Origin of the sequence: Gulosibacter sp. (assembly GCF_052090685.1) — a bacterium.
Lineage (GTDB): Bacteria > Actinomycetota > Actinomycetes > Actinomycetales > Microbacteriaceae > Gulosibacter.
Genome location: NZ_JBQDBE010000006.1, coordinates 111,658 through 135,413, shown reverse-complemented (window position 1 = coordinate 135,413; position 23,756 = coordinate 111,658). Strand labels below are relative to the sequence as shown.

Genomic DNA, 23,756 nt, shown 5'->3' with positions numbered 1-23,756 from the left:
GTGAGCAGCTTCTACGCGGAAGACTCCCGCTTCGCCGCAGTACACCCCGCACACAACCCGAAAATATCGAGCGTGTGGCTGATCTCGGTGTACCCGTGTTCCGCGGCGACTCGCGCGGTCCAGCGCTCGACGGCGGGGTCGGTGATTTCCTCGGTCGCACCGCAATTGCGGCACACGAGGTGGTGGTGATGGTCTTCAGTCTCGCAGAATCGGTAATGTTCGCCATCCGGGTTGAGCATCGTGTCGGCGTCGCCGTCTTCGGCGAGTGAAGCGAGTGCCCGATACACCGTGGCGAGCCCGATCCGCTGGCCGGAGTCTTCAATCTCTCGGTGCAGCTCCTGGGCTGTCACAAAACCTTCGCGCTGACGCAGCGATTCACGCACCGCTTCGCGCTGCCACGTGTGACGACGCTGCGGTGAAGTGTCCCGGCTCTCAGTCATGAAGACACCCTATCGGGGACAGGTTCGGATCGGGATAGCGTCACCGACGCTCCCCCGGATATTGCCCGGCGCATCCACCCCCAAGCCATAGCGAGAACGAACACGAGCGTGGCCGCGAGCGCCATCGACCCGCCCGCCGCGATATTGAACCATCGGGATGCGTATAGGCCGAGCACCGCGGCCGCGACGCCGAAGACCATTGCGAGCGGTACCAGCAATTGGATGCGCTGGGTCACCAGTCGTGCGCCCGCCGCGGGTGCCGCGATCATCGCTATGGCAAGAATCGAGCCGATCGCGGGCATCGTGGCGACGACTGTGCCGGTAATGAGCAACAGCGTGAGCACTTCCATCCGCCACTCGCGATAGCCCGCCGCTTCGAATCCGGAGCGATCGAAAGTCGAGAAGAGGATCTCTTTCCAAAACAGTCCGATGACCACAATCGCGAGCACGAGCATCCCGGCGATGATCCAGGAATTCGTCGACGAGATCCCGAGAATCTGCCCGGTCAGGAAGGAGTCGACGCGGGTTTGCAGTTGCGGATTGAGCGAGTGCAGAAAAGTCCCGAGTGCGTAGCCGAAGGACAGCACGATGCCCGCAGCCACTTGCCGCCCCTGTCGACGAATGCGACCAAGCGCGAGCATGAGCGACACGAGCAGGAGCCCCATCACCGCCGCCCCGAACACGATATTGATCCCGAGCAGCGCGGCGGCTACCCCACCGGGGAATGTGGCGTGAGTAAGTGCCACGGTAAAGAACGCGCGCTGGCGCAAGACGACAATTGAACCGACGAGACCCGCGAGCGCGCCAACGAGGATGCCCGCGATCAGCGCGGTACTGAATACGGTCATGCGCGCACCTCGTCAGCACGATTAACTGCGGTGGTGCCAATAGCGGCGTCAGTGCCGATGCCGCCGCTCGACCGCGTCATGAGCGGCGATGAGATCCTCGGACGTCGACTTACACGGATGCGACCGACAAGTGCGGTCACAGCGGCAACAACCAGATAGATCGCGACCAAACTCAGCACCAGCACACCGGAAGGCGAAACCGGCAGCCGCGCATCCACCGCGAGCCAATACCCGCCAACAAGACCGGCGAAACTACCCACAAGTGCGACGACGATTCCGATGACGAGGATGCTCGCGAGCCGGCGCGCAAGGAGTCGACCGACCGCTGCGGGCACGATCAGCAGTGCCAGCACAAGCAGATTGCCGACCGCGCGGGATGCGGCCACGACAACCAGTGCGATGGCCAGGTTGAGCGCGAGTTCATACGCGAAGACGCGCATTCCGGTTGCTTCGGCGCCGCGACGGTCGAAGGAGATGAAGACCTGTTCCTTCCAAGTCACCGTCGCCAGCAGCAGGGCAAGGCCGCCGAGCACCGCGATAATGATGAGGTCACTCGTGCCGATGGTCAGCAGCTGGCCGAACAGCAGTTCTTCCACTCCGGATGCGAAGGTGGTCGTTCGCGACACAATCACGATGCCGAGCGCGAACGCGCCGGCAAGCAGGACTGCGGTGCTCGCATCCGTTCCGACGCCACGGTTCGTGGCGATCGTGAGCAGTACGGTGCCGATCAGCGCGGCGATGATCGCGCCAATATAGATGCCGTCGTTACCACCGACGGCAAGCCCGATGACCACACCGGGGAACACCGCGTGCACGAGTCCATCGCTTACGAATTCGAGGTCGCGAAGGTTCAGCGCCACTCCGACCACTGCGGCAATGACCGCGAGCAGCCCCAGGGCGAGTGCCGCGTTCTGCATGAACGGCGCGCCGAACATGACGGCGATATCGGTCACAGGCCCGACCGCTCCGGCTCAGCGACAGGATGCGGGTGGGCAACGAGGTCGCTGTGCGTGTCGAAGTGCTCGGCAGATTCTCCGAAGGTCTCAGTGACGTGTTCTGGAGTGAGCGTTTCGTGGATCGGACCGCACGCTATTTGGCGGCGATTAATGAGCAGCACGTGCGAGCACACTTGGTGCGCCAATTCGAGGTCGTGTGTGGACACGGCAATCCCGACACCCTCGGCACGTAATTCGCGCAGTGTCTGCATGAGCATTTGTCGGCTCGTGGTGTCGAGCCCGTTGAAGGGTTCGTCGAGCAGTAGTAGTCGCGGCGCAGTCACGAGCGCCCGCGCGAGCAGGCCTCGTTGCTGCTGTCCGCCCGAACGATCCCCAAATCGAGTCCCCGCGTGCTTCGTGAGATTGACGCGGGCGATCGCCGCATCCACCGCCTCGCGGTCGGCGCGACCGGGCCACCGCAGCGGTCCAAGCCGCCGAAACCGGCCCATCATGACGACCTGCCGCAGCGATACCGGAAACTCCGGATCGATTTCATCGGTCTGCGGCATATAGCCAATCTCACGCGCAGCTCGGCGCGGGGAACCGGAAAGTACGTGTAGATCACCGCGAATCGGGTTGACGAGCCCAACCATGCTCTTGAGCAGCGTCGATTTCCCGGATGCGTTGGGCCCGACAAGCGCGAGCGCCTCACCCTCGTGGAGGTCGAGGGTGAGGTCGGTCGCGGCGGGCGTGTGCCCGTCATAGCTCAGGGTGACGTCGCGATAGTGCGCGAGGGTGGTCGTGGATGCGTCGGTCAAGAGGGTCAGGATTCCTGGAGTTCGGCGGGTGGTTCGGTTACGGCGCCGCCCCATGAGTCGAGGAGCTGCGTGGTGTTGTGGATGGTCGACGAGATATAGGTGGCACCGGCCGACCCTTCCTCACCGAGCGCATCCGTGTAAAGCGCCTCGTCGCCTGAGTAGACCTCAACGCCTGCCTCTTGCGCGATGGCCTCAGCGGTTCCGGGGCTCAACTGCGTCTCGGTGAAGACTGCGGAAACACCGCTTTCTTCAATTGCCGCGACGAGCGCATCGATTTCTGCCGCCGAGGGTTCGGCGTTGTCGTCCCAGCTGGGCATGACCGAGCCGATGAAGGTGATCCCGTAGTCGCGATTGAAGTAGGTGAGCGCGTCGTGATTGGTGACAAGTAGCCGGTCTGCCTCGGGCACGGTGTCAATGTTTTCTTGCACCCACGTGTCGAGTGCGGTGAGCTGCTCGGTGTAGGCCGCACCGTTTGCGAGATAGGTGTCCGCCTGGGCTTCATCGAGCGCTGCGAGTTCTTCGGTAATGTGCGTGGTCATGTCTGCGGCCATGGATGGCGAGGTCCAGACATGCGGGTTGAGTTCGCCGTGATCGTGCCCTTCGTGGGCGTCGGTTTCTTCGGTGGTGTCTTCGGCTGGCGCCGCTTCGGTCTGCGCCGCGGGAGTCTCTGCGGTGTCCTCGGATTGAGTTTCTTCGGCGTGCTCGTGCTCGTGCTCGTGGGCATCAGCCTCGTCAGCGTGCTCGTGGGCGTCCGCCTCCTCCTCGTGGGAGTGCTCGTCCGCTTCAGATTCTTCAGCGTGGTCGTGCTCGTCCTCGCCAGCGTGGTCGTGCGCATCCTCTTCGTTCGCGAGGAGGTCGCTTTCACTGATGCCGGTCGAGGCATCAATCGTGAGGCCTTCGAAGCCCGCGGAAGTAAGCGTGTCTTCGAGCCATGGCTCGAGGCCAACACCGTTCATGATCACCACATCCGCGGTGCGAATGATCTCGAGATCGGCGGCATTCGCTTCGAAGCTGTGGGCGGATGCGTTGGGCTGGAGCAGTCCGGTGATCTCAGCACCGGTGCCCTCGGTCACGTTTTGCGTGAAGTCGCTGAGCTGCGTCGTGGTGGTGACGATCTGCAGCCCATCGGAGACGTCGGGGCCCGCTTCTGCGCTGCTGCAACCAACCAGCGCGGTAGCAATTCCGAATACAGCTGCGCCGCCAAGGAGCGAGCGAGTTACCTTACGCACGGAAGTCCAATCCAACCAAGAGAACTGCGGACGGCGACGCCCTCTCTCGGTCACGGACATCGCCAGAGACTAACGATAACCGTTATCAAGACCCCGTGCAATTGCAGCACTCAAGGTCGCACGTACCTACGAAAAATTGACGCCGTTCGCATTTGAAAGGCAGAAAATGCTGTTCACTGGGTTCAGCGATGAAGAACGCATCACGCTCGTGAAACTGTTGTATCGACTTCTTGAAAACGAACCCCTCTACAACAGCAGATAGACTCGTTAACACCTCAGCACTTACCAATACATAATTGAGAAGCGCAAGTTTCGAACGCGAACTACGAAAAATCTCCCTCTTCCCGGAATGACTCTGCCGCAACATCGAGCCAGGCACTGACTCGGGCGTTTGGGCGCAAATCTCGTGACCACGCGAGTGCTACATACGGCGGCTGAACGGGATCGACAAGAGTTAGCGGTTTAGAGACCACCCGAAGTCCCGCGTAGGACAAATCGAGCTTGGGTCGTTGGAAAAGGACCGAGACCCCCATCTCTGCTCCAACGAGTGAACGGACCGTTGCGTAACTTCGCGAAAGGTGGCGGATCTGTGGTTCGGCGTCAGCAGCGCGAATGAGTTCGATCACATGTGTAGAAATCGGTGCCGCGTTGAATAGGATGAACGGCTCTTCCGCAACATCTTCGATCCGGACGTCCTCTTCATCTGCGAGTTCATGATCTTCCGAAAGCAATAGATACGGCATGACCGACAGCAGCGGTAGAGTGCGTATGTCCGGGCCAAGCCCCGAGTCGTACATGAACGCGACGTCGATCTCGCCAGAGAGCAGTTTGTCCTGTAAGTCATCGTGGTATCCCTCGACGAAATTGACGTCGACCGCGGGGCACACTTCGGCAAAGCGGCGCAGCATGTGCGGAATTACGGCTGGGGCAAGTGGCATATACGAACCGACGGTGAGCGGACCTCGGACTTTCGTCAGATCATCGTCGGCGAGGTTTACGATTTCGTCGGCGAGGTCAAGCATCTGTTTCGCCTGGGCATAGGCAACGCGACCGGCCGAGGTCAACGTGAGGCCATGCGCCTTCCGCTTAACACACAGCTGCGCGCCGGTGAGCCGATCAAGTTCGGACAGCGACATCGAGATGGCCGAGGGTGCCATGTGCAGCAGTCGGGCGGCCTCGCTAATCGTTCCCGCTTCGGCGGCCGTGACAAAATGCCACAGCTGCCGCAGGGTGATGCTCGGATTGCCACGCAGATTCATCCCACTCCTCGATCCCCAAGCAGACCGTTCAACGACTCAGTCGATCTGCCTCTTGCGAAATCATAATTCAAAACAATTGATAGATCTAGCCTGTTTTCGACGATTTACTTGACTAGTGGGAACGGTGACGATGGACACTGTCGGGGCTCACTGCCGAACCCCGTTACGCCCACGACTTTCAAGGACAAGCACAGATGTCGAATAACGAGGAGTTTCTGCAGAAAGCAGCGGAGATTATCGGGGCCGAAAACGTCGTCTCCCCAAACACCGACACGTCATACTTTGACCCGTATCCCCTCAATACGGGTCGCGACCACGTCGCGGGTGTCCGACCCGCGAACACCGAGCACGTGCAGGCCCTCGTTCGTCTGGCCAACGAAACCGGAACATCCCTCTGGACGGTGTCGCGAGGCAAGAACTTGGGGTACGGCGGTTCCGCTCCCCGCACCCAGGATCAGGTTGTCCTCGATCTCAGCCGCATGGATGCGATCGAGCACGTCGACTCGGAGCTCGCGTACGCAGTCATCCAGCCTGGCGTGACGTTCTTCGACCTGTTCGACCATATCCAGGAAAACGACCTGGGGCTATTCGTCTCGGTGCCCGCACTCGGCTGGGGTTCGGTGCTCGGCAACGCACTCGACCGCGGCTACGGCATGTCGCCATACGGTGACCACGTGCAGCAGCTGTGCGGACTCGAGGTCGTATTGCCCGACGGTTCGCTTATGCGCACCGGCATGTGGGCCCTCGAAGACAGCCCCCTCGCGAATATCTTCAAGGGCGGCTTCGGTCCCAACATCGACCAGTTGTTCACACAGTCAAACCTCGGCATCGTGGTGCGCGCCGGCATCTGGCTCATGCCGTTCCCCGAGGTATTTGCATCAGGCGATATCAAAGTCGACCGAATCGAAGACCTCCCCATCCTGCTCGACAAGATTGCCGAACTTCGACGCCGTGAAATCTTCCAGAACAACTGCCTCGTCGGGAATGTCGTACGCGCCGGCACGATGAACGGCCCTCGCTCGCGCTGGTACGAGGGCGAAGGCTCGATTCCGGATGATGTGGTCGAGGAAATGAAGGCGAAGATGGGCATCGGCCACTGGAACGCGCGCTTCGCGCTCTACGGGGAGCCGGGGATGATTCGCGAGCGAATCCGCATCATCACGGAGGAATTCGATCTGCCGGGCTTCGAGATCGACGTGCGGGTATACGAAGGGAAGGACGGCGCGCCCGTCTCCTACGCAGAGATCGATGAACGCGACCAGACCACGATGGCGGGCGTTCCTACGCTCAAGCCGCTCAGCACGATCGGCTGGTATGCCGAGGACGGCGGGCACATTGACATCGCTCCTCTCGTACCGGCGCGCGGCGCCGAAGTGCTGGACTTTTACCAAGAGGTCAAGGCTCTCTACACCGAGTACGGCTTCGACCTCTATATCGGCTACCACGTGTACGCCCGCCACCTCGTGCACGTCACCATGATCTTCTTCGAGAACGGTAATGAGGAGCAGCTCGCTCGCGCCCGAGCGCTCTATGAGGAGGTGCGCAAGGCCGCCGTTCGACGCGGCTACACCCCCTACCGCGGTCACATCGACAACATGGACGATATCGCGAGTGAGTTCTTGTTCAACAATCACGCATCGCTCCGATTCCAGGAGCGCCTCAAGGATGCGCTCGACCCGAACGGCGTCATCGCGCCAGGCAAGCAGGGGGTGTGGCCCGAGCGTCTGCGCAGTTAATCGCTGCGCATCCACCCACCACCGAAAACACGACCAACAATCCGTAAGGAAATAACACCATGAAACGCTCCCACTGGGTGCGGATTGCTGGTGCGGGTGCCGCGGCGCTGACGATGCTCAGCGTCGCGGCCTGTCAGTCTGGCGACTTACCGGCGACCGAAACATCCGCAGCATCCACCGACACCATCACGATTCTGTACGCCGGAATCGCCTATGAGCCCCTCCTCATTGCCGAGCAGGAGGGTTACTTCGACGAGGCCGGACTCGACGTCGATATCAAGGGCGGCGGGCCGCCGCAGGACAACCTAGCCCAAGCAGTCGGCGGCTCCGCGGACATCATCGCGGCGGCCTGGGACACCATGGTCATCTCGACCGCAGAAGGCATGCCCGTGAAGGTAATTTCCGGCAACAGCGTCGTCAGCGATACGGTCGACACGTCTGGCGTAGTCGTTCGCGCTGACAGCGGGATTGCGTCACTCGAGAATCTCGCTGGTAAGACGGTGGCATTTGACTCGATCGGCGCCGGCGGTACGTCAGAGTTCAACGCGGCGCTGATTGCTGCTGGCGTTGACCCGACCACGGTCGAGATCGTGGCCATCCCGTATGCGAGCATGCAGGCATCGCTCGAGAATGGGCAGGTCGACGCCGTGTTCCCCTCCGATCCCTTCTACCAGCAGATTGCAACGGCAGAGGAGAACTCGGTCATCGCCAATCCCGTGCGCGAAACGCGAAGCGGCGTCCCCATCACGTTGTGGGCTGCGACCGACCAGTGGCTGCAGGAGTACCCCGACACTGCGGCCGCGTTTATCGAGGCGCTCGACAGGGGCATCGAGTTCTATCAGGATCCGGCGAACCTCGACGCGGTCTTGGAAGTCCGCGCCGAGATCAGCCAGCAGTCCGTGGACGAAGTCTCGACGAGCCTCACCGACATGCGATCGGCGATTGACGAAGACGCTACGACCGCCGCAATACAGCAACTCGTGGATGCGGACAAGGTCACCGACCCACTCAGTGTCGCCGAGATCGTATGGGAGAAAACACCGCGCGTCTGAGTTCAGGTGGCCCAGCGCATCCACCAACTGACACTTAAATGGCTGTGGCCCCGAGGAATCTCCTCGGGGCCACAGCCATTTGTTGCTATTCGGTGGTGATTGCCTGATCCCAAATGAGATCTTCGGAAGCAGGCACCGAATCGGCGTTCTCGACGGCGCCGAGCTCAATGAGCGCATCAGAAACCGACTGCGTGACACCAAGCGGGATCGGCACGCTGAACTCGGTCTGCATGGCTTCGGCCTGCTCAACGGAAATCTCACTGACTTCCATCCGAATGTCGATGATCGCGTCGTGGTTCGCCGGGTCGTTGTAGAATTCGGTGGCGAGTTCCATGGCCCGGACAAATTTTTCCGCCGTCTCTGGGTTCTCCAGCAGCCACTGCTCGGTTGCAGCCCACAGTGTGATGGGCAGGCCCGAACGGAACTCGCGGGTGGGGTTTGCGATTACCTCGAAGTCCGGGTTGCTAGCCATCTGGGAATAGAAGCTGTCCGACGGGAACACCGCGTCGACCTGCCCGTTCTCGAGCGATGCCTGCATGCTCGCGAACGGAATCTTCACGGCGTTGAGCTGCGAGGCATCGAGTCCTGCCTCGATAAACGCCTGCTGGGCCACGATGTGTGGTCCACCACCGAGGTCACTGAACGCAATCTGCTTGTCGACGAGATCCGCGACAGATTCGATGTCGCTGTCCGCACGGACGATGATACCGCTCGTGTCATAGTCCTCCGCGACCACCCCGGCACTTGCCACGGCAAGTGCCGGAATGCTCTCGGCCGAAGCCGTGACGAGCGTGTCCCAAGCCACGATAGTGAGATCCGCGGATCCGCCCATCGCTTGTGCGAGGTTGTCCTGAGGAGTACCGCCTGGGTTGATGGTGACGTCAAGCCCGACCTCGTCGAAGAACCCTTCCTGCTGCGCGATATAGGCGACCTCGTAGTTCACGGGAGCGTGAATGATGGTGATGCTGTCGGTCCCGCCTTCGGCCGCGTCGCTCGAGCCACTCTGGCAACCGGTGAGCGCCACCATTGCCGCTACCGCAAGCACGGCGCCGGCGGCCATGCGTCCTCGATTATTCATTGAATGTGTCCCTTCTAGTTGATTGAGATGCAACCGCCGCCACCGTTGGCGACAGTGAGTATCGTCAAGAATCCAAATTCACTGCGACCGACGTGAGTTCCGTGTACGCCTCAACGCCCTCCCGGCCGTTCTCCTTGCCATAGCCGGATGCCCCGATACCCCCAAACGGCATGTTGACGTCCATACCGGACACCGTATTGACCCTGATGTTTCCGGTCCGCAACCGCCTGGCGAGGCCATGCGCCTTCCTGATATCTCGCGTCCAGATGTACCCGGAAAGCCCGTATTCGGAATCATTTGCGCGCGTAGCGATGTCGTCGAGATCCTCCGAGTCATCGAAGATCTGAGTTACGAGCACGGGGCCAAAAATCTCCTCAGCCACAACCGACATCTCCGGCGTCGTGTCCGTGAGCACCGTCGGCGCCACGAAGTAGCCCGGACGCTCGAGCGCGCCACCGCCAGCGACGACGTTCGCGCCCGCGGCGATGCCGGCTTCGATGTATCCGAGCACGCGATCGCGCTGCACCGCGGAGACCAGCGGGCCCATCATGACACCCTCCTCGAATGCGCCCCCGACGCGCAGCTGCTTCGCACGTTCGGCGATACCCGCAATCACGCGCTCCGCGACGCTCGCTTCAACATAGAGCCGGGAGCCCGCCGCACACACCTGTCCGGAGTTGTTGAAGATGCTTCGAGCTGCAGCCTCGATGGCTTTTTCGAGATCCGCATCCGCGAAGATAACGACGGGCGACTTGCCCCCGAGCTCGAGCGAGAGCCGCTTGAGCGAATCGGCAGTTGTACGCTGCAGATGTTTGCCGACCTTCGTGGATCCGGTGAACGAGATTTTCGGAACGAGAGGATGCGTGGCCAGAGCCTCACCGGCAACCGAACCAAGCCCGGGCACGATATTGATCACGCCCTCCGGGAACCCGATCTTCGTTGCGAGCTTGCCCAGTTTGACCGCGGTGATTGGGGTGATCTCCGCTGGTTTGAGCACCACCGTGCAGCCAGCCGCAAGTGCTGGGCCGAGCTTGGCCGCTGCCATCACAAGTGGGTTGTTCCACGGCACGATGAGCCCCGCAACCCCGATTGGGCGTCGCTCGGTATACGTATGCCATTCACCCGGAAGCGATACCTCACGTGTCTCGCCATTCAGCTTGGTGGCCCAGCCCGCGTTATAACGCAGGATCTCAACGGCTTGCGGCAACTCGAACCGACGCATGAGCTCGATCGGCTTCCCGGTGTTCTCACTTTCGAGGGCCGCGAACTCCTCTGCGTTCCGCTCAAGTGCATCCGCGAGGTCCCAGATAAGCTTCGCGCGCTTCGCTGGGCTCAGCTTCGCCCACGGTCCTCGCAGTGCGCGGCCAGCCGCCTGCGCTGCGCGGTCGACGTCTTCGGCTGACGCACCACGGTACATTCCGAGGGCTTCTCCCGTCGAGGGGTCATGCACCTCGATCGGGTCGCCCGAGCCTTCGACCAGCTCTCCGTCGATCAGTAATGGGACAGCAAAGGGCTCACTGCTGCCAAGAGAGAAATTGGAATCGGCCGAGGCAGCTGCGTCTATCGATTGGGCGATCTGGGACATCGTTGTCTCCTTTATTCGTGCGAGCGGTGATCTCGCTGGCTTTGTGACGTTCAGAAGTGTTTTGGGATGAGCTGCCACACTTGGCGAGTAATTTCAGCGCTTGTCAGTTGCGGTGCTCGATCGAGCCAACCCAGGATGACTGAGAGGACCGCACCTGCCACGTAATCGAGATAGAGATCGACATCGACGCTCCAGGTCGAAACATCCGGGAGTCGGTGCAACGAGGCGCTGACTGCGACGCGCACCGCGTCGCGCATGTGGTGTGCGAATGCGAGGTTGCCACTCTCGCCGAGCATTGCCCGGTAGAGTTCACCGTTTTCTTCGATGATGCGGATGAGTTCAACAAGGTCTTCGGGTGGTTCGGCATTGCTATGACCTGTCATTGGTTCCATTGAGGCCGCGAGTTCACGAACTCGATGGAGTTCCTGCTCCATAAGCGCCGCGAACATGGCGTCAAGCGTGCCAAATCGGTCATAGAAGGCCACACGACTAACGCCCGCCTCGGCGCAGATCGACGCCACAGTGACATCTGCGACGCGCGTGGTCTTCAGCAGCTCGATCGACGCGTCAAGTATCGCCGTCCTCGTTCGCACAATTCTCGGATCCATCCGCGCCACCTCCCTGACATGTGTAAGCTACACTAACTAACACCTGTAAACAATGCATTATTTATAAATAGTGCTTTGCCTCGTGAGGGCAACGCGCCCACGAATCGAGAAATGCCTGGTCAAGGGGGACACATGGATACTGAATGGGACGTCATCATTGTCGGCGGCGGGAGCGCTGGCGCCGTACTCGCAAACCGACTCAGTGCCGAGAGCTCGCGGCAGGTGCTCCTTCTCGAAGCCGGACCCGACTACCTCGGACACGAGATCCCGGAGTTCCTGCGAAACCGAACCCTCCGCACCGGACTGACGATGGCGCCGTCGCACGAGATGGAGCCCAATTACTACTGGACCGATATCCTCGCGCGACGCCGCCCCGAGCGAGAGCCAATGCTCTACCCCCGCGGTAAAGGCATGGGCGGCAGTTCGAGCGTGAACGGCCTCATCGCAGCCCGCCCCGAGCGCTCAGACTGGCAGCGATGGGAGCAGAACGGTGCCGTTGGCTGGGGAGCATCTGACATGGAGCGTTGCCTGAACCGCCTCGAAAGTGATCTCGACTATCCCGGAGCCGCCTATCACGGCGGCAGCGGCCCGATTCCTATTCACCGCGAACCGCGCGAGGATTGGGGCGATGTCGACATCGCGCTCGACCGCGCCGGCGAAGACCTCGGCTACGTCTGGAACGACGACTACAACGCGCCCAACACCACCGGGCGAAGCCGCTACCCTGCCAATCACACTCGCGATTTCCGCCGCGTCTCAACGAACCACGGCTATCTCGACGCCGCGCGTAGCCGCCAGAACCTCACGATCCGCGGTGGCGCTCAGGTGGCTCAGGTGCTCTTCACGCACTCCACGGCGGTCGGTGTGCAATTGACCGACGGTACCGAGATTCGCGTCGCATCGGGGGGCGAGGTCATCCTCTCCGCGGGGGCGGTTCACTCCCCGGGGATCCTGCTCCGCAGCGGCATCGGGCCTGCTGCCGAGTTGGCCCGCCTCGGCGTCGATGTGCGCGCAGACCTCCCCGTCGGCGAGGGCGCGCAGGATCACGCGATCGTGTTCGCAGAAATCCAGCCACGAGCAGACCGAGTTCTCCCCGAAGGAATGCGCCCGACTCACGTTGCGATCCGCTACTCAAGCGGCATGCCCGGCACCGGCCCGAATGACATGGTCATTCTTGCCACGAATCACAACTACTGGTTCGGCAACGACCGTTGCGGCCTTGCGGTGCAGCTCAACCAATCGTTCTCGCGGGGTTCGCTGTGGTTACCGGATGCCAATCCCCACACCGCACCGATGATCGAGCATCGGCTCCTGTCTGATCCCATCGACTACGCCCGGATGCTCGACGGGCTCGCGCGCGCCGAAGACCTTCTCGCGCATCCCGCCTTCGATGCCATTAGTGATGGCGAGCGCTTGGTTCCTCGCTCGCGCAACGAACTTCTTGGCCAGGTGAAGGACGTCATGCACCTGTGCTCGACCGCGCGAATGGGTGCGGAGTCGGACCCGGCGACAGTCGTCGACCCACTCGGCCGAGTCAAGGGACTCCAGGGCTTACGTGTCGTCGACGCGTCAGTCTTCCCCGATGTCGTGAGCGCCAACCTCAACCTTGCCGTGATCGCAGTGGCAGAGCGCGCGGCCGAACTCATCATCGGCGGGGCCGCCGCCGGCCCAGTGAGTCTCGCTAGTAGCGAGGCAGAAGCGCTCGTTCCAGAGGCGGTTTGAGAGCGGCCCCCGCGGCGGAGAACACCGTGCGAGTCGGGTGGTTCGGATCGAACGGATTCGAAACACTCGACTTCGCATAGTCGAAGAACCAGCGCTGAAGATCTTCGGTCACTCGAATGGCTGCCTCGGCATTGAGTTCTCGGAGCATCGGCGCATCCGCCCAATCGGTATCGATGGCGATACCGTCTTCAACCTGCCACTGACGATTAAAGAGGAAAGGCAAGGGGAAGCAGTGCGGGCTGTGTGCGCCCGGCAGATTGCTCTGCAGCGCAAAACTCGCCACACCGACCGTGATGCCGCGCGCGACCGCTGCCGCGGCAAGGCGAAGCTGCGCGAGTTCGAACTGGTGCAGGGTCATCGCTTCGATCATGCGTTGCTTGGGCGTGAGTGTGCCCTCGCTAGCGATGTCCACCTCGTTGTTCGCGCTCCACTTCCGCGCGGTCCACGCGCCGACGGTGGCAGGATCCTCGAACTTAGCGGCGATCAGGCCGTCGACCTGCTCATCGGTAAACGCGGCGTCGGGGGCGGGGAAAACGAACGCGGCGAATTCCTCGGTCGTCGACAACAGCAAGAATGAATCGACGTGCAGCCGATCGACCGAGGTCTCGAAATCGTGCAAGTTCGCCGGAATCTCGCCTCCGGCCGCGGGCATCGCGACCATCCCCCTACCGGCGAATGCGCGCGCGAGCTCCCCCTGGGCCGCCAGGACCTCGTCTGTTCGCGAGCCCTCGAGGGGATGCTCGAGGGCAGCCAGCAGCGTCGATCGGCGGTTCCCATAGGCGGTCGTGTCGAGCGGTGGTTCCCAGGGCAGCGAAAGCAACACAAGCTTCGAGAATAGCCCGCGAGTGCGCTCCAGGGTCGCCAACGCGAAGGCGTACCAGGCCCCGGCCGAGTCGCCGGCGAGCGTGATGTCGTCGCGGTTGCCTCCGAACGCTGCGATATGCAGACGCACCCACTCGAGCGCGGTCACGAGATCGCGCAGCCCGCGTTGCGATTCGTCAGCGTCGCCCGCGGGACCGAAATGGCCGAGCGCGCCGATGCGATAGTTCATCGTCACAAGTACAACGTGCTCGCGTTCCACCAGCTCGGCGGCGTTGAACCAGCGGGCGTGACCCGTGCCGGTCATGAAGCCACCACCGGGGATGAATACCACCACCGGCGCGTTCTGCGCTTCGGCCGGTGCCTGAACGCGAAGCTGGAACGCATCCAGTCGCTGCGGCAGCTCGCCATTCGCATGACCGAGGATGGCGTTAAGGCCACCGGGCCGCTGCGGGAAAGCCGCAGCGGCCACGGGGACAATCTCCGAGTGTGGTGGAGTGAGTTCCGAATACGGATCGGAGACGTCGAGGAGGCTCGCGTACTGCAGTACGGCGTCGATCGTCCCAGGCATCACAAAACCTCATAGTCGTCGAGGTTCACCGTCTCGGTGACGTTCCAATACTCGCTCGTGCGGAAGGGCCACACCTGCGAAACGCGGTTGAACTTGTTCTTGTACCAGGTCTTCACGTACTCCTGGCCCCACGTCATGCGGTAATTCTCGTTGTCGACCCACGCAATGTGCCGGTCGAGTGCTTCCTGCTTGAGGTCGAGGGCTTTGGCGTCGTGAACCAGGATCTCCTTGATCGACTTCACGGCGTATTCCGCGGCGCGTTCGATCATGAAGTGCAGGCCGCCGGCGACCACACCACCCGTATTGGGGCCGAGCAGCATGAAGAGATTGGGGAAACCGGGAACGGTGATGCCCGCGAAGCCCTTGGCATCGCCGCCCCAATAGTCATGAATTTCGGTGCCACCGCGACCGTAGATCTTGATCGGGTCCAGGTAGTCGGAAGGCCGGAAACCGGTCGCGTAGATCACGACATCGACATCGAGGTGCTCGCCATCGCCGGTGATGAGCCCCGTCTCGTCGAAACTCTCGAGCCCGCTCGTCACGACTCGGGTTTTCGGCGCCTTGATGGCCTCCGCCCATACCCCGTTGTCGCGAAGCATTCGCTTGGCCGACGGCGGATAGTGGGGAATCGCGACATCGAGCAATTCAGGACGGTCTGCGTACTGCTCCCGGTAGCGCTCGATAATCGCCTGGCGGAACTTCTCGTTTTCGGCCGAGACACTGTGCGGAGCGCCCTCCCAGCCCGGCTCTGCCTTGGCGATGTGGATACGACCATCGATGCCTCCGGCAGTGACCCAAAGGCGGAAAAGATGCCCGTAGTGCGGAACTTTGGCGTGCAGCCACTCGGCTGCTTCACTCATCGTCTCGTGGTACGTCGGCGCCGGAAGCATCCACGGTGCGCTGCGCTGGAATACGTACAGCTGCTCAACATCATCGACGATCGCCGGGACGATCTGGTAGGCGCTCGCACCGGTACCGATCACCGCGACGCGCTTGCCGCGAAGGTCGACATCGTGGTTCCACGCAGCCGAGTGCATCGACTCCCCGGTGAATCGGTCCTGGCCCGGCCAGTCCGGGATGAATGGATGGTCGAGTTGACCGATACCGGACATGACAGCGTTGAAGCGGCGCTTCCTTACCTCGCCGCTCTTGGTCCGAGTCGTGGCCTCCCAGGTGCCGGTTTCCTCGTCGAAGGCCGCCTCGACGAGGTGAGTGTCAAACTCCACGTCATCGTTGCTCCAGCCTGCCTTCTGGAAAACCTCCTCGAGGTAGTCGAGCACCTGCGGGCCGGTCGCGAACTGGTGAGGCCAATCGGTCTTCTGCGCGAAGGAGAAGCTGTAGCCGTAGGTGGGCGTATCGAGGCGAACGCCGGGATAGTTGTTCTTCCACCAGGTTCCGCCGATGCGGTGCGAGCCCTCGATCCAGGTGAAGGGGATTCCCGTTTCCTGAAGGCGCCATGCTGCGGCGATGCCCGAGATACCCGCTCCCACGACGAGTACCTCGAACGCACGATCTTTCGCGAGGTCTTCAAAGTGCCAGTCCGCGGCTCCGTTCTTCTCCGGATGCAGGTCGAACTCGTGCTTGAGCTGGCCCGCGAATCCCTCGTCGTGACTTCGACCGTTGGTGAACCACTCGAGTACCGCGTCGGAAACTTCCCGCGGCAGCACGTCGACGTGCTGGACTCTCTCCGTCCGCACGCGCTTCAGCGCCTCGAACGCAACCTCACGCGCACGAGCCTGCTGCTCCGCATCCATGCCCCCGTGAAGTTCCAGGTAGGGGCCCATCGGGCGAAGCGGCGGAGCGAGGCGGGCTTCGAGAATCGATGTGTCGCGCAGCGTCACCGCGAGTGCGGCGAGCAGTACGGGCAGCTCGGCCTTCGCGATATACTCGCGCAGCTGCTCATCCGTCTCCTCGATCGCGGGATATTCATCGATCCAGTACAGGTCACCATTCACGGCTGCTGTCGAAGTTTCTCGAGTGAGCTGATCACTCATCTGGTCCTCCTGGTGGTTAGGAAAGTGCGTGTGATTGAGACGGCTCTCGCGCCGGGTCAGTGCTGCCGGCGCGGATGCGGTCATCGACGTAGCGGCGCATCTCGGCAATCACGTTCTCTTCTTCGGGAAGCGTGAACAGTGCCGCGACATACCGATCGGGGCGCACCACGACAAACGTCGTGGTGCCGCCGATTCCCCGCGTGAGAGTGCGATCGACTTCGGTGAGGGCGATGACGCCGTCACTCCGGTGTTCGGGCTCGCCCTGGCTCGGGCGCCGCAACGCAATGTGCGTCGCCCCGATTCCTCGCCAGTACGGACCGAGCTCCTCCGGGTCCGCCCCGAGACCGATCACGGCCCAGCCTCGCCCGAGATGCTCGTCCAGTCCCTTGATCGCCCCGGCCGCATCCCGCACAAGTGGTTGGCTGAGCGCTCGGCCAACCATGACCTCGGGAGCCGAGGGAGCATCCTCGCTCGGCGCCACCGCGGCGCCTGCACCGTAGTCGGGCGGCGTAATGAAACGCATGTTCGCAAGGAAAAACCGAGCCGAGGGCACGAGATTGACGACCTTCACCGCAGCGTCACGGAGCCTCGTGAGCACCGGATTCGTCGCCATCACGACTGCGCCGATGCGGTGAGAGATCTTTACCATGCTCGCGCCGTGCGTCCGCCGCTCGATTTCGTAGGTTTCCATGAGTGCGTCGGTTGCACCGCCTCGGATTGCTTCGATGAGCTTCCACGCGATGTTGTGCGCGTCGCGAATACCGGCATTGAGCCCCTGCCCCGCGAACGGCGGCATAAGGTGCGCGGCATCCCCCACGAGGAAAGCTCGGCCCTGGCGGTATGTGCTCGCCACTCGCTGATGCGCGACGTAGACAGCTGCCCGTCTCACGTCAGTTTCGTCGAGGGACGCGCGGAACTTGGGTACGACGAGTTCCCGGATGCGCTCGGGGCGCGTCATGGCCTCGGCGTCTTCGCCATCGAACAGCATGAACTCGATGCGCAGCCGGCCGTCAACGCCCGGAACTAGCACATACGGGCGCTTGCCATCGCAGTGGAACTCGGCGTAGGGATCGAGTGCTCTGGTTTCGTTCAGGAGGTCGATGACGAGCCAGCGCTGCGGTTGCGTCGTACCGACGAGCGAGATGCCCAGCGCCGAACGCGTGAAACTCTTGCCGCCGTCGGCGCCGATCAGCCACTGCGCGCCGAGTCGCAGGCTCTCCGTGACGGTTCCGTTCGGGCCCGCCGTCGACTGCGAATAGGTCACCTCGACGCCATCCGTGTCGTGAGCGATCTGCGTCGCTTCGGCACCGAGATGGAAATCGAGGTTCGGGTGATCAAGTGCGCGCTCGAACAGCAGCTGCTCGAGGATCGGTTGATCGAATTGGCTCTTGGCCGGCTGCCCGATACGGGAGGGAACCGGTTTCGCCTCGGCGAGGAGCGTGTCGTTGAGACCGATATAGCGGCTACCCGTGTCGAGCAACGACTCGGCCTTCAGCGCATCCGCAATGCCGAGCTGGGCGAACGTGCGCAGCGATTCGTCTTGCAAACTGATCGCACGGGGCAAGTCGCCTGGCTCGGTCGCTCGCTCGAGCACGGTCGTGCGCACTCCCGCATCCGCCAGCAGGAGCGCAGCAGTGAGGCCCACCGGCCCCGCACCGATCACAACAACTTCTGTGTCTCGGAATCGTCGTTCACGCATCGCCATACTCGCTAGCCTTGAACCATGGTGTTGGTGAGGGTCCCGAGGCCCGTGACCTCAACTTCGACAACGTCACCATCCTTGAGGAAAGTGGGAGGATCCATGAACAGACCGACGCCTCCGGGCGTACCGGTAACGATGATGTCGCCCGGGTTGAGCTTTGTGAACTTCGTCACGTATTCGATCTGTGCCGGAATATCGAAAATGAGGTCCGAGAGCTTCGCGTCCTGACGAATCTCACCGTTGACACGGGTCTGAATCGCAAGCTGTTCGATATCCTCGATGTCCTCAGCGGGCACGTAGTACGGGCCGAAAGTACCCGATTCCGGGAAGTTCTTGCCGGGGATCCACTGGCCGGTGTGGCGCTGCCAATCACGAGCCGAGAAGTCGTTAAACACCGAGTAACCGGCTACGTGGTCGAAAGCCTCCTCGCGGGAGACCTTCCATGCAGTCTTGCTGATGACGAGCGCGACCTCTCCCTCGTAGTCGTACTTCACACTCTCGGCCGGAATCGTGGCGTCCTTGCCGTGCGGCCAGAGTGTATCGGCGAAGCGGCTAAACACCGTCGGGAACTCGACGTCCGGGCGACCGGTCTCATCCTTGTGCGTCATGTAGTTGACACCGATGCAGATCACCTTGGGCGAACCGCCCACAACCGGGAGGAATTCGGTATCCTCCACAGGCTGCTTCGGCGCCTCGTGGTACTCCGGAGCGATGTCGAGTCTTCCCGCAACGATCGCTTCGTGGAGGGACGGGGCGACATTGAGTCCGGACGACCCCAAGTCATAGAGCACTCCTCCGTCTTCCACTCCCCAGGTGTCGGTTGCCGACTGATTCTTGTAGCTGGCGTAGCGCATGCTGTCCTCTCTGACACTGCCGAATCGGGTGAGCCTGGTCCCTACTTTGGAACCGCTAGTGAGCACTCTACCCGAGGATTGTGCATTACACGACAGTAATGCATTATTTCTCGAGCCAAATTGGAATACATTATTCACATGGCAAAGCAAGGGAAGTCGGAGACGCTCAGTAAAGCGGTCCGTGAACAGCTTCGTGAAGACATCCTTGGGGGCGAATGGGCACCCGGCGAGAAATTACAACTCGCTTCACTCTCTGAGCGCTATGAGACGAGTAGTACGGTCATCCGCGAGGCTCTGACGCAGCTCACCGGCGCTCGCCTCATCGAACTGAAACCCAATCGCGGCTTCTTTATCCCGACGCTGTCGCTCAATGAACTGAGAGACTTCAACGAACTTCGCTGCCTTTCGGAGGAGTTCGGCATCAAACTGGCCATCGAACGTGGTGACCTGCAGTGGGAGTCAGAAGTGTTCGCCGCTCATCACAAACTCGAGCGCACCCCGCGACTCATCGACGACGAGCCCGGCACACTGGCACCCGAATGGATCACTGCGCATCGCGAGTTTCACGTCCAGCTAATCTCGGCCTGCAACCTTCCGGTACTGATCGACCTTTCGGCAATACTGTTTGACTCCACGACGATGTACCGTCGCTGGGTCAACCAGGCTCCAGCCATCGCCGCCCGTAGAATCGACGACGAGCACAAAGAGATCCTTCAAGCCGTACTCGACCGGGACTCGGCACGAGCCGGTGAGCTCCTCCGACAGCACTACACCGCTTCGATGGAGTTGATCCTTGAAGTCGGCCTCAGCGTGAGTGGCCTGAACAATTCCAAGCAGTCCTGAACCGCACGAACGGTAGGTCAAGGAGTCGCTCAAGAAGCTTCGTGTCTAGCCGCAGCATGGGAAAATAGTGCATAATTGCTGTAGTTTGCACTATTAGCGGGTTTTTAGACCCACCAGTCAACGTCGACAGGAGCACCCATGGCATTCGGAGTCATCAGCGAGATCGGTTACGTCGCGCTGCACACGAGCGACATAGAACAATCAGTCGCCCACGCGCAAGACATTCTCGGCCTCAAGGAGACCGCGCGAAGCGGCAACGCGGTCTTTCTCTCGTCCGCAGCAAAGCGTCACCATGAAATGGTCTATATCGATGCACCCGCTCACGGAGTCGGGCAGATCGGTCTCATCGCGAACGGGAAACCGGGGTTGGACACGGCTCGCCGCCGCATTCGCGACGCCGGTTTCCCGATCATCAGCGAGACTGCGCTACACCCGGGGGTCGCCGACGGCTTCGCGTTCGTGGGGCCCGAGAATTTCCTCTTCGAGATCTACATCGGCCCCGAGAGTGCGGGCATCATCCCGAGCGGACACGCTCCCGACCGATTCGGACACGTGAACCTGCATCCGCAGAATCTGCAAGCGATGCTGACGTTCTTTGTGGACATCCTCGAGTTCCGCGTCAGCGACATTATCGGTGACGACTTCGCGTACTTCCTCCGCTGCAATGCCGAACACCATGGGATCGCGCTCATGAAAGGCAAGGGTTGGATGCACCACCACGCGTGGCAGGTGCAATCCATCGCCGAACTCGGCAAGGTGGGCGACCGTCTCCACGAGCACGACCTGAGACTACTCATGGGCCCAGTGCGTCACGGAGCCGGCCACAACATCGCCGCGTACTACGTCGAGCCTACGGGCGCCGTCGTCGAGCTCTACGCTGACCTCGAACACATTTACGACGATGAGCGTCCGCCTGTCATTTGGCCGAAGGACGACCGTGCATGGGCAACCAAGTGGTCGATCTACGACTTCTCCGAGTTCCGTTCGCACGGTCTCTTCCCCGCGACCGAGGCGGTCGCGGCGAAGTAGTCATCGCGATTGCGACGAACTCGGTCACCATCGTAAAAGGAAGCGGCTCCGACCACGTTGGTCGGAGCCGCTCCCTTTTTGCGTTCGTGACTACTTTCGGAGGCGCGTGAGGATTCGCGCGCGAGCGTCCTGGAATCGAGGGTCAGCCTTGGTCGTGACCTGGTCACGATTGCTGCCGAAGCCTGTCTCGATGACGTCGACCACGGTTGCAGGTTTGTTGGCGATCACAATGACCTTGTCGGCCAGGTAGATAGCCTCGTCTACATCGTGAGTCACTAGCATGATCGTCACCCCGAGCTTTTCACGCAGTTGAATCACTAGGTCTTCGAGATCGAAGCGCGTCTGCGCATCCACGGAGGCGAATGGTTCATCCATGAGCAGAATCTGAGCGTTGTACGCGAGCGCGCGCGCAATCGACACACGCTGCTGCATACCGCCTGACATCTCCCAGGGAAACTTATCCCCCTGGCCGCCGAGGCCCACTTTCTCTAGCGCTTCGTCGGCCAGCTTATTGCGCTCAGCCTTGCCTTTCCCTTGGCCCTGAAGCGGGAACGCGACGTTCTCACGACTCGTCATCCAAGGCATAAGCGTGCTCGAGTAATCCTGGAAGACCACGCCGATGTCAGGGTGCGGCCCGTTGATGGGCTCGCCATGTATGTCGAGCAACCCAGACTTTGGCTTCAAGAGACCTGACAGACCTCGCAGCAGGGTGGTTTTGCCTACACCCGATGGACCGACTATCGAGACAAATTCGCTGTAGCCCACCTCGAGACTGAGATTTTCAATAATGCGTTTCTCCTCGGCGCCCTCACCGTAACCGAGGATGAGGTTCTCAACCTTGAGGAGCGCTTCGCCGCCGAGCGTGCCGAGCGTGCCAGTGTGAATACTTTGTTGAGCAGTCATAAGTCGACTCCTTCGTCAATACGTTGGTGAAATTACTGATCTAGCGCGAAGCGGATTTGAAGTACCAGCCGAGAAGTCGTTTCTCGACGAGAGCGAACAGCGCCACAAGGATGTAGCCGATCACACCGACAAGTAGCGCTCCACCCCATGTTTCGGGGATCTGGAAAGTGCTGGAGGCATTCAGGATATAAAAGCCGAGACCGACGTTTGACGCGAACAGTTCGCTCACCACCATTACGACGATACCAATCGGGAGTGCGACGCGAATGCCGGCGACGATCTGCGGCATCGCACCGGGAAGGACCACGCGAGTGAAATACAGCCACCGAGGAATGCCAAAGACACGAGCCGTGCGGCGCACGCCAACGTTGACTCCTAGGCTGCCGTCGATCGTGTTGAGGAGGATTGGCCACACACAGGCGAACGCGATCGCATAGATTTTAGGCTCTGAGCCGATTCCGAACGCGCCGATGATGAGTGGCACGAGCGCCGACTGCGGAACGGAGCGCAGGAAGTGAATGTAGGGATCGAGAACCATCCGTAGGCGCTTCGTTTCACCGAGCCAGAGACCGGCGGCCACACCGATACCAATCGCGATAAGCATTCCGATGAACAGGTTCAACAGGCTAGTGCCCATCGCAATGAGCAGCGTACCTTCTCGGAAGTCACGCACCACGGAAGAGACGATATCCTCGAGCGGAGGAACATAGATATTGGTGCTGTTCGCGGAAGCGAACCACCAGATCACCACTAACAGCACCGGAAGCCAAAGCATCCAAAGTAGCTGCGAAACGCCATTCACGAATTTGACGTTCTTACGGGCAGAAATGTTCGGTTTCTGGGCTTGTTGGGTGTTCACAGCCTGTTCGGCCTTTTCCTGTGTCGTCGCGCTAGTCATCGCTCCTCCTATTCCAAGCAAGCAACCGGCCTTCGCCCTTATTCAATAATGTCGCGATTAGCCAGCCGAAAATTCCGGCATAGAAGAGATAGGCAAACGCAAGGTCCCAGCGCTGAGCTTCTTGCGCAAGTGTGATAAGTCGACCAAGGCCGGGGACCTGTGTAAGTACTTCCACACCGACCGCAGCGAGGATGGCAATTGAAGCGGAGATACGGACACCCGTCGCGATGAATGGCAATGCCGAGGGCAGCAGTACGCGCGTGAACCAAAGTGCCTTCGGGATTCGGAATATCTTAACCGTGTCGACAATATTGGGATCAAGTCGCCGAGACCCGAGAATTGACTGCACAAGCACGGGCCACACGGCCGCGAGTACCACCATGGTGATTTCCATTGTCATCGTAGCCCCGAGCAGCAGCATGACTACCGGCATCAGAGCAATCGTTGGGAATGCACGACCAAACTCAACGACAAGTGAGGTGGATCGGTCTAGTGGGCGAATTGTCCCGATGAGCAGACCAAGCACGATGCCACTCGCACAAGCAATGAGCCAGCCCGTGGTGGACGCCGCCAGCGTGTTTATAAGCGCCGACCAGAAGGCGGGATTCGCGAGAACGGTGAAAATCGATGTAATGACATCGATCACGCTTGGAGCCATGGATGGGAAGATCCCCGTCCTGACGCCCAGTTCCCACAGCGCGAAAATCACGATCAATGCAAGGATGCGTTGGGCGAGAAGCTTCCAATCGAGACGCCGCGGTTTCGCACCGCGTATTTCGACCGCCCCGGGGGCGGTATCTTGCGTTTGAACGGTCATATTTGATTAACCTCCA

Annotated in this window: 21 protein-coding genes; 5 read left to right on the top strand and 16 right to left on the bottom strand. The window is 61.2% G+C overall.

The window, feature by feature from the left end:
- Positions 1-11: 11 nt before the first annotated feature.
- The 6 genes from ACTHXA_RS05650 to ACTHXA_RS05625 form a co-directional block, all read right to left on the bottom strand.
- Positions 12-440 carry a Fur family transcriptional regulator gene (locus ACTHXA_RS05650; protein WP_441670234.1) on the bottom strand — a complete coding sequence of 143 codons (429 nt, stop codon included), beginning with the start codon at positions 438-440 and terminating at the stop codon, positions 12-14.
- On the bottom strand, positions 437-1,288 hold the full coding sequence (locus tag ACTHXA_RS05645; RefSeq protein ID WP_441670232.1) for a metal ABC transporter permease: 852 nt from the start codon (positions 1,286-1,288) through the stop codon (positions 437-439). Before ACTHXA_RS05645 ends, ACTHXA_RS05650 begins: the two co-directional genes overlap by 4 nt.
- Positions 1,285-2,241, bottom strand: a complete 957-nt coding sequence (locus ACTHXA_RS05640) for a metal ABC transporter permease (RefSeq protein ID WP_441670230.1) — start codon at positions 2,239-2,241, stop codon at positions 1,285-1,287. Before ACTHXA_RS05640 ends, ACTHXA_RS05645 begins: the two co-directional genes overlap by 4 nt.
- Positions 2,238-3,041, bottom strand: a complete 804-nt coding sequence (locus ACTHXA_RS05635) for a metal ABC transporter ATP-binding protein (RefSeq protein WP_441670228.1) — start codon at positions 3,039-3,041, stop codon at positions 2,238-2,240. Before ACTHXA_RS05635 ends, ACTHXA_RS05640 begins: the two co-directional genes overlap by 4 nt.
- Positions 3,042-3,046: 5 nt before the next feature.
- A complete protein-coding gene (locus ACTHXA_RS05630) occupies positions 3,047-4,270 on the bottom strand; it encodes a metal ABC transporter substrate-binding protein (protein WP_441670226.1) in 1,224 nt (407 codons plus the stop codon).
- Between the two features lie 323 nt (positions 4,271-4,593).
- Positions 4,594-5,529, bottom strand: coding sequence for a LysR family transcriptional regulator (locus ACTHXA_RS05625; RefSeq protein WP_441670224.1), 936 nt, complete (start codon positions 5,527-5,529; stop codon positions 4,594-4,596).
- 194 nt (positions 5,530-5,723) lie between these two features.
- Here ACTHXA_RS05625 and ACTHXA_RS05620 point away from each other — a divergent pair, with 194 nt between their 5' ends.
- Together ACTHXA_RS05620 and ACTHXA_RS05615 are read left to right on the top strand one after the other, a co-directional pair.
- Positions 5,724-7,265 (top strand): FAD-binding oxidoreductase, encoded by a 1,542-nt coding sequence (locus tag ACTHXA_RS05620; protein WP_441670222.1) that lies wholly within the window; start codon positions 5,724-5,726, stop codon positions 7,263-7,265.
- A 59-nt stretch (positions 7,266-7,324) separates the two neighbouring features.
- Positions 7,325-8,317, top strand: coding sequence for an ABC transporter substrate-binding protein (locus tag ACTHXA_RS05615; RefSeq protein ID WP_441670220.1), 993 nt, complete (start codon positions 7,325-7,327; stop codon positions 8,315-8,317).
- A gap of 85 nt (positions 8,318-8,402) precedes the next feature.
- Here the strand turns inward: ACTHXA_RS05615 and ACTHXA_RS05610 are convergent, their stop codons facing one another.
- The 3 genes from ACTHXA_RS05610 to ACTHXA_RS05600 form a co-directional block, all read right to left on the bottom strand.
- Complete coding sequence (locus tag ACTHXA_RS05610; RefSeq protein WP_441670218.1) at positions 8,403-9,395, bottom strand: ABC transporter substrate-binding protein; 993 nt, start codon at positions 9,393-9,395, stop codon at positions 8,403-8,405.
- Positions 9,396-9,459: 64 nt separating this feature from the next.
- Positions 9,460-10,980, bottom strand: coding sequence for an aldehyde dehydrogenase family protein (locus tag ACTHXA_RS05605; RefSeq protein WP_441670216.1), 1,521 nt, complete (start codon positions 10,978-10,980; stop codon positions 9,460-9,462).
- 50 nt (positions 10,981-11,030) lie between these two features.
- Entirely contained in the window at positions 11,031-11,588 is a 558-nt protein-coding gene (locus tag ACTHXA_RS05600; protein WP_441670214.1) for a TetR/AcrR family transcriptional regulator, read from the bottom strand.
- Between the two features lie 132 nt (positions 11,589-11,720).
- On the opposite strand from ACTHXA_RS05600, the gene ACTHXA_RS05595 reads away from it, so the two are divergent.
- The gene (locus ACTHXA_RS05595) at positions 11,721-13,310 is read left to right on the top strand and encodes a GMC family oxidoreductase (RefSeq protein ID WP_441670212.1); all 1,590 of its coding nucleotides are present in this window, start codon (positions 11,721-11,723) and stop codon (positions 13,308-13,310) included.
- Here ACTHXA_RS05595 and ACTHXA_RS05590 read toward each other — a convergent pair.
- Genes ACTHXA_RS05590 through ACTHXA_RS05575 form a run of 4 tightly spaced genes read right to left on the bottom strand, consistent with a single transcriptional unit; the run spans position 13,270 to position 19,250 of the window.
- Positions 13,270-14,700, bottom strand: coding sequence for a carboxylesterase family protein (locus tag ACTHXA_RS05590; protein WP_441670210.1), 1,431 nt, complete (start codon positions 14,698-14,700; stop codon positions 13,270-13,272). The genes ACTHXA_RS05595 and ACTHXA_RS05590 overlap by 41 nt on opposite strands.
- Positions 14,700-16,694, bottom strand: coding sequence for a flavin-containing monooxygenase (locus tag ACTHXA_RS05585; protein WP_441670208.1), 1,995 nt, complete (start codon positions 16,692-16,694; stop codon positions 14,700-14,702). Before ACTHXA_RS05585 ends, ACTHXA_RS05590 begins: the two co-directional genes overlap by 1 nt.
- A 16-nt stretch (positions 16,695-16,710) precedes the next feature.
- Complete coding sequence (locus ACTHXA_RS05580; RefSeq protein WP_441670206.1) at positions 16,711-18,399, bottom strand: FAD-dependent monooxygenase; 1,689 nt, start codon at positions 18,397-18,399, stop codon at positions 16,711-16,713.
- Between the two features lie 5 nt (positions 18,400-18,404).
- Entirely contained in the window at positions 18,405-19,250 is an 846-nt protein-coding gene (locus ACTHXA_RS05575) for a fumarylacetoacetate hydrolase family protein (protein WP_441670204.1), read from the bottom strand.
- A 138-nt stretch (positions 19,251-19,388) separates the two neighbouring features.
- Between ACTHXA_RS05575 and ACTHXA_RS05570 the strand changes: the two genes are divergently transcribed.
- Both ACTHXA_RS05570 and ACTHXA_RS05565 read left to right on the top strand, forming a co-directional pair.
- A complete protein-coding gene (locus ACTHXA_RS05570) occupies positions 19,389-20,093 on the top strand; it encodes a GntR family transcriptional regulator (protein ID WP_441670202.1) in 705 nt (234 codons plus the stop codon).
- A 138-nt stretch (positions 20,094-20,231) separates the two neighbouring features.
- Positions 20,232-21,122, top strand: coding sequence for a VOC family protein (locus tag ACTHXA_RS05565; protein WP_441670200.1), 891 nt, complete (start codon positions 20,232-20,234; stop codon positions 21,120-21,122).
- 90 nt (positions 21,123-21,212) lie between these two features.
- Here the strand turns inward: ACTHXA_RS05565 and ACTHXA_RS05560 are convergent, their stop codons facing one another.
- The 3 genes from ACTHXA_RS05560 to ACTHXA_RS05550 are packed head-to-tail and all read right to left on the bottom strand — an operon-like array spanning position 21,213 to position 23,740.
- The gene (locus tag ACTHXA_RS05560) at positions 21,213-22,025 is read right to left on the bottom strand and encodes an ABC transporter ATP-binding protein (RefSeq protein ID WP_441670198.1); all 813 of its coding nucleotides are present in this window, start codon (positions 22,023-22,025) and stop codon (positions 21,213-21,215) included.
- Between the two features lie 40 nt (positions 22,026-22,065).
- Complete coding sequence (locus tag ACTHXA_RS05555; RefSeq protein ID WP_441670196.1) at positions 22,066-22,923, bottom strand: ABC transporter permease; 858 nt, start codon at positions 22,921-22,923, stop codon at positions 22,066-22,068.
- Entirely contained in the window at positions 22,916-23,740 is an 825-nt protein-coding gene (locus ACTHXA_RS05550) for an ABC transporter permease (protein ID WP_441670194.1), read from the bottom strand. The genes ACTHXA_RS05555 and ACTHXA_RS05550 overlap by 8 nt, the downstream gene beginning before the upstream one ends.
- Positions 23,741-23,756: the final 16 nt, after the last annotated feature.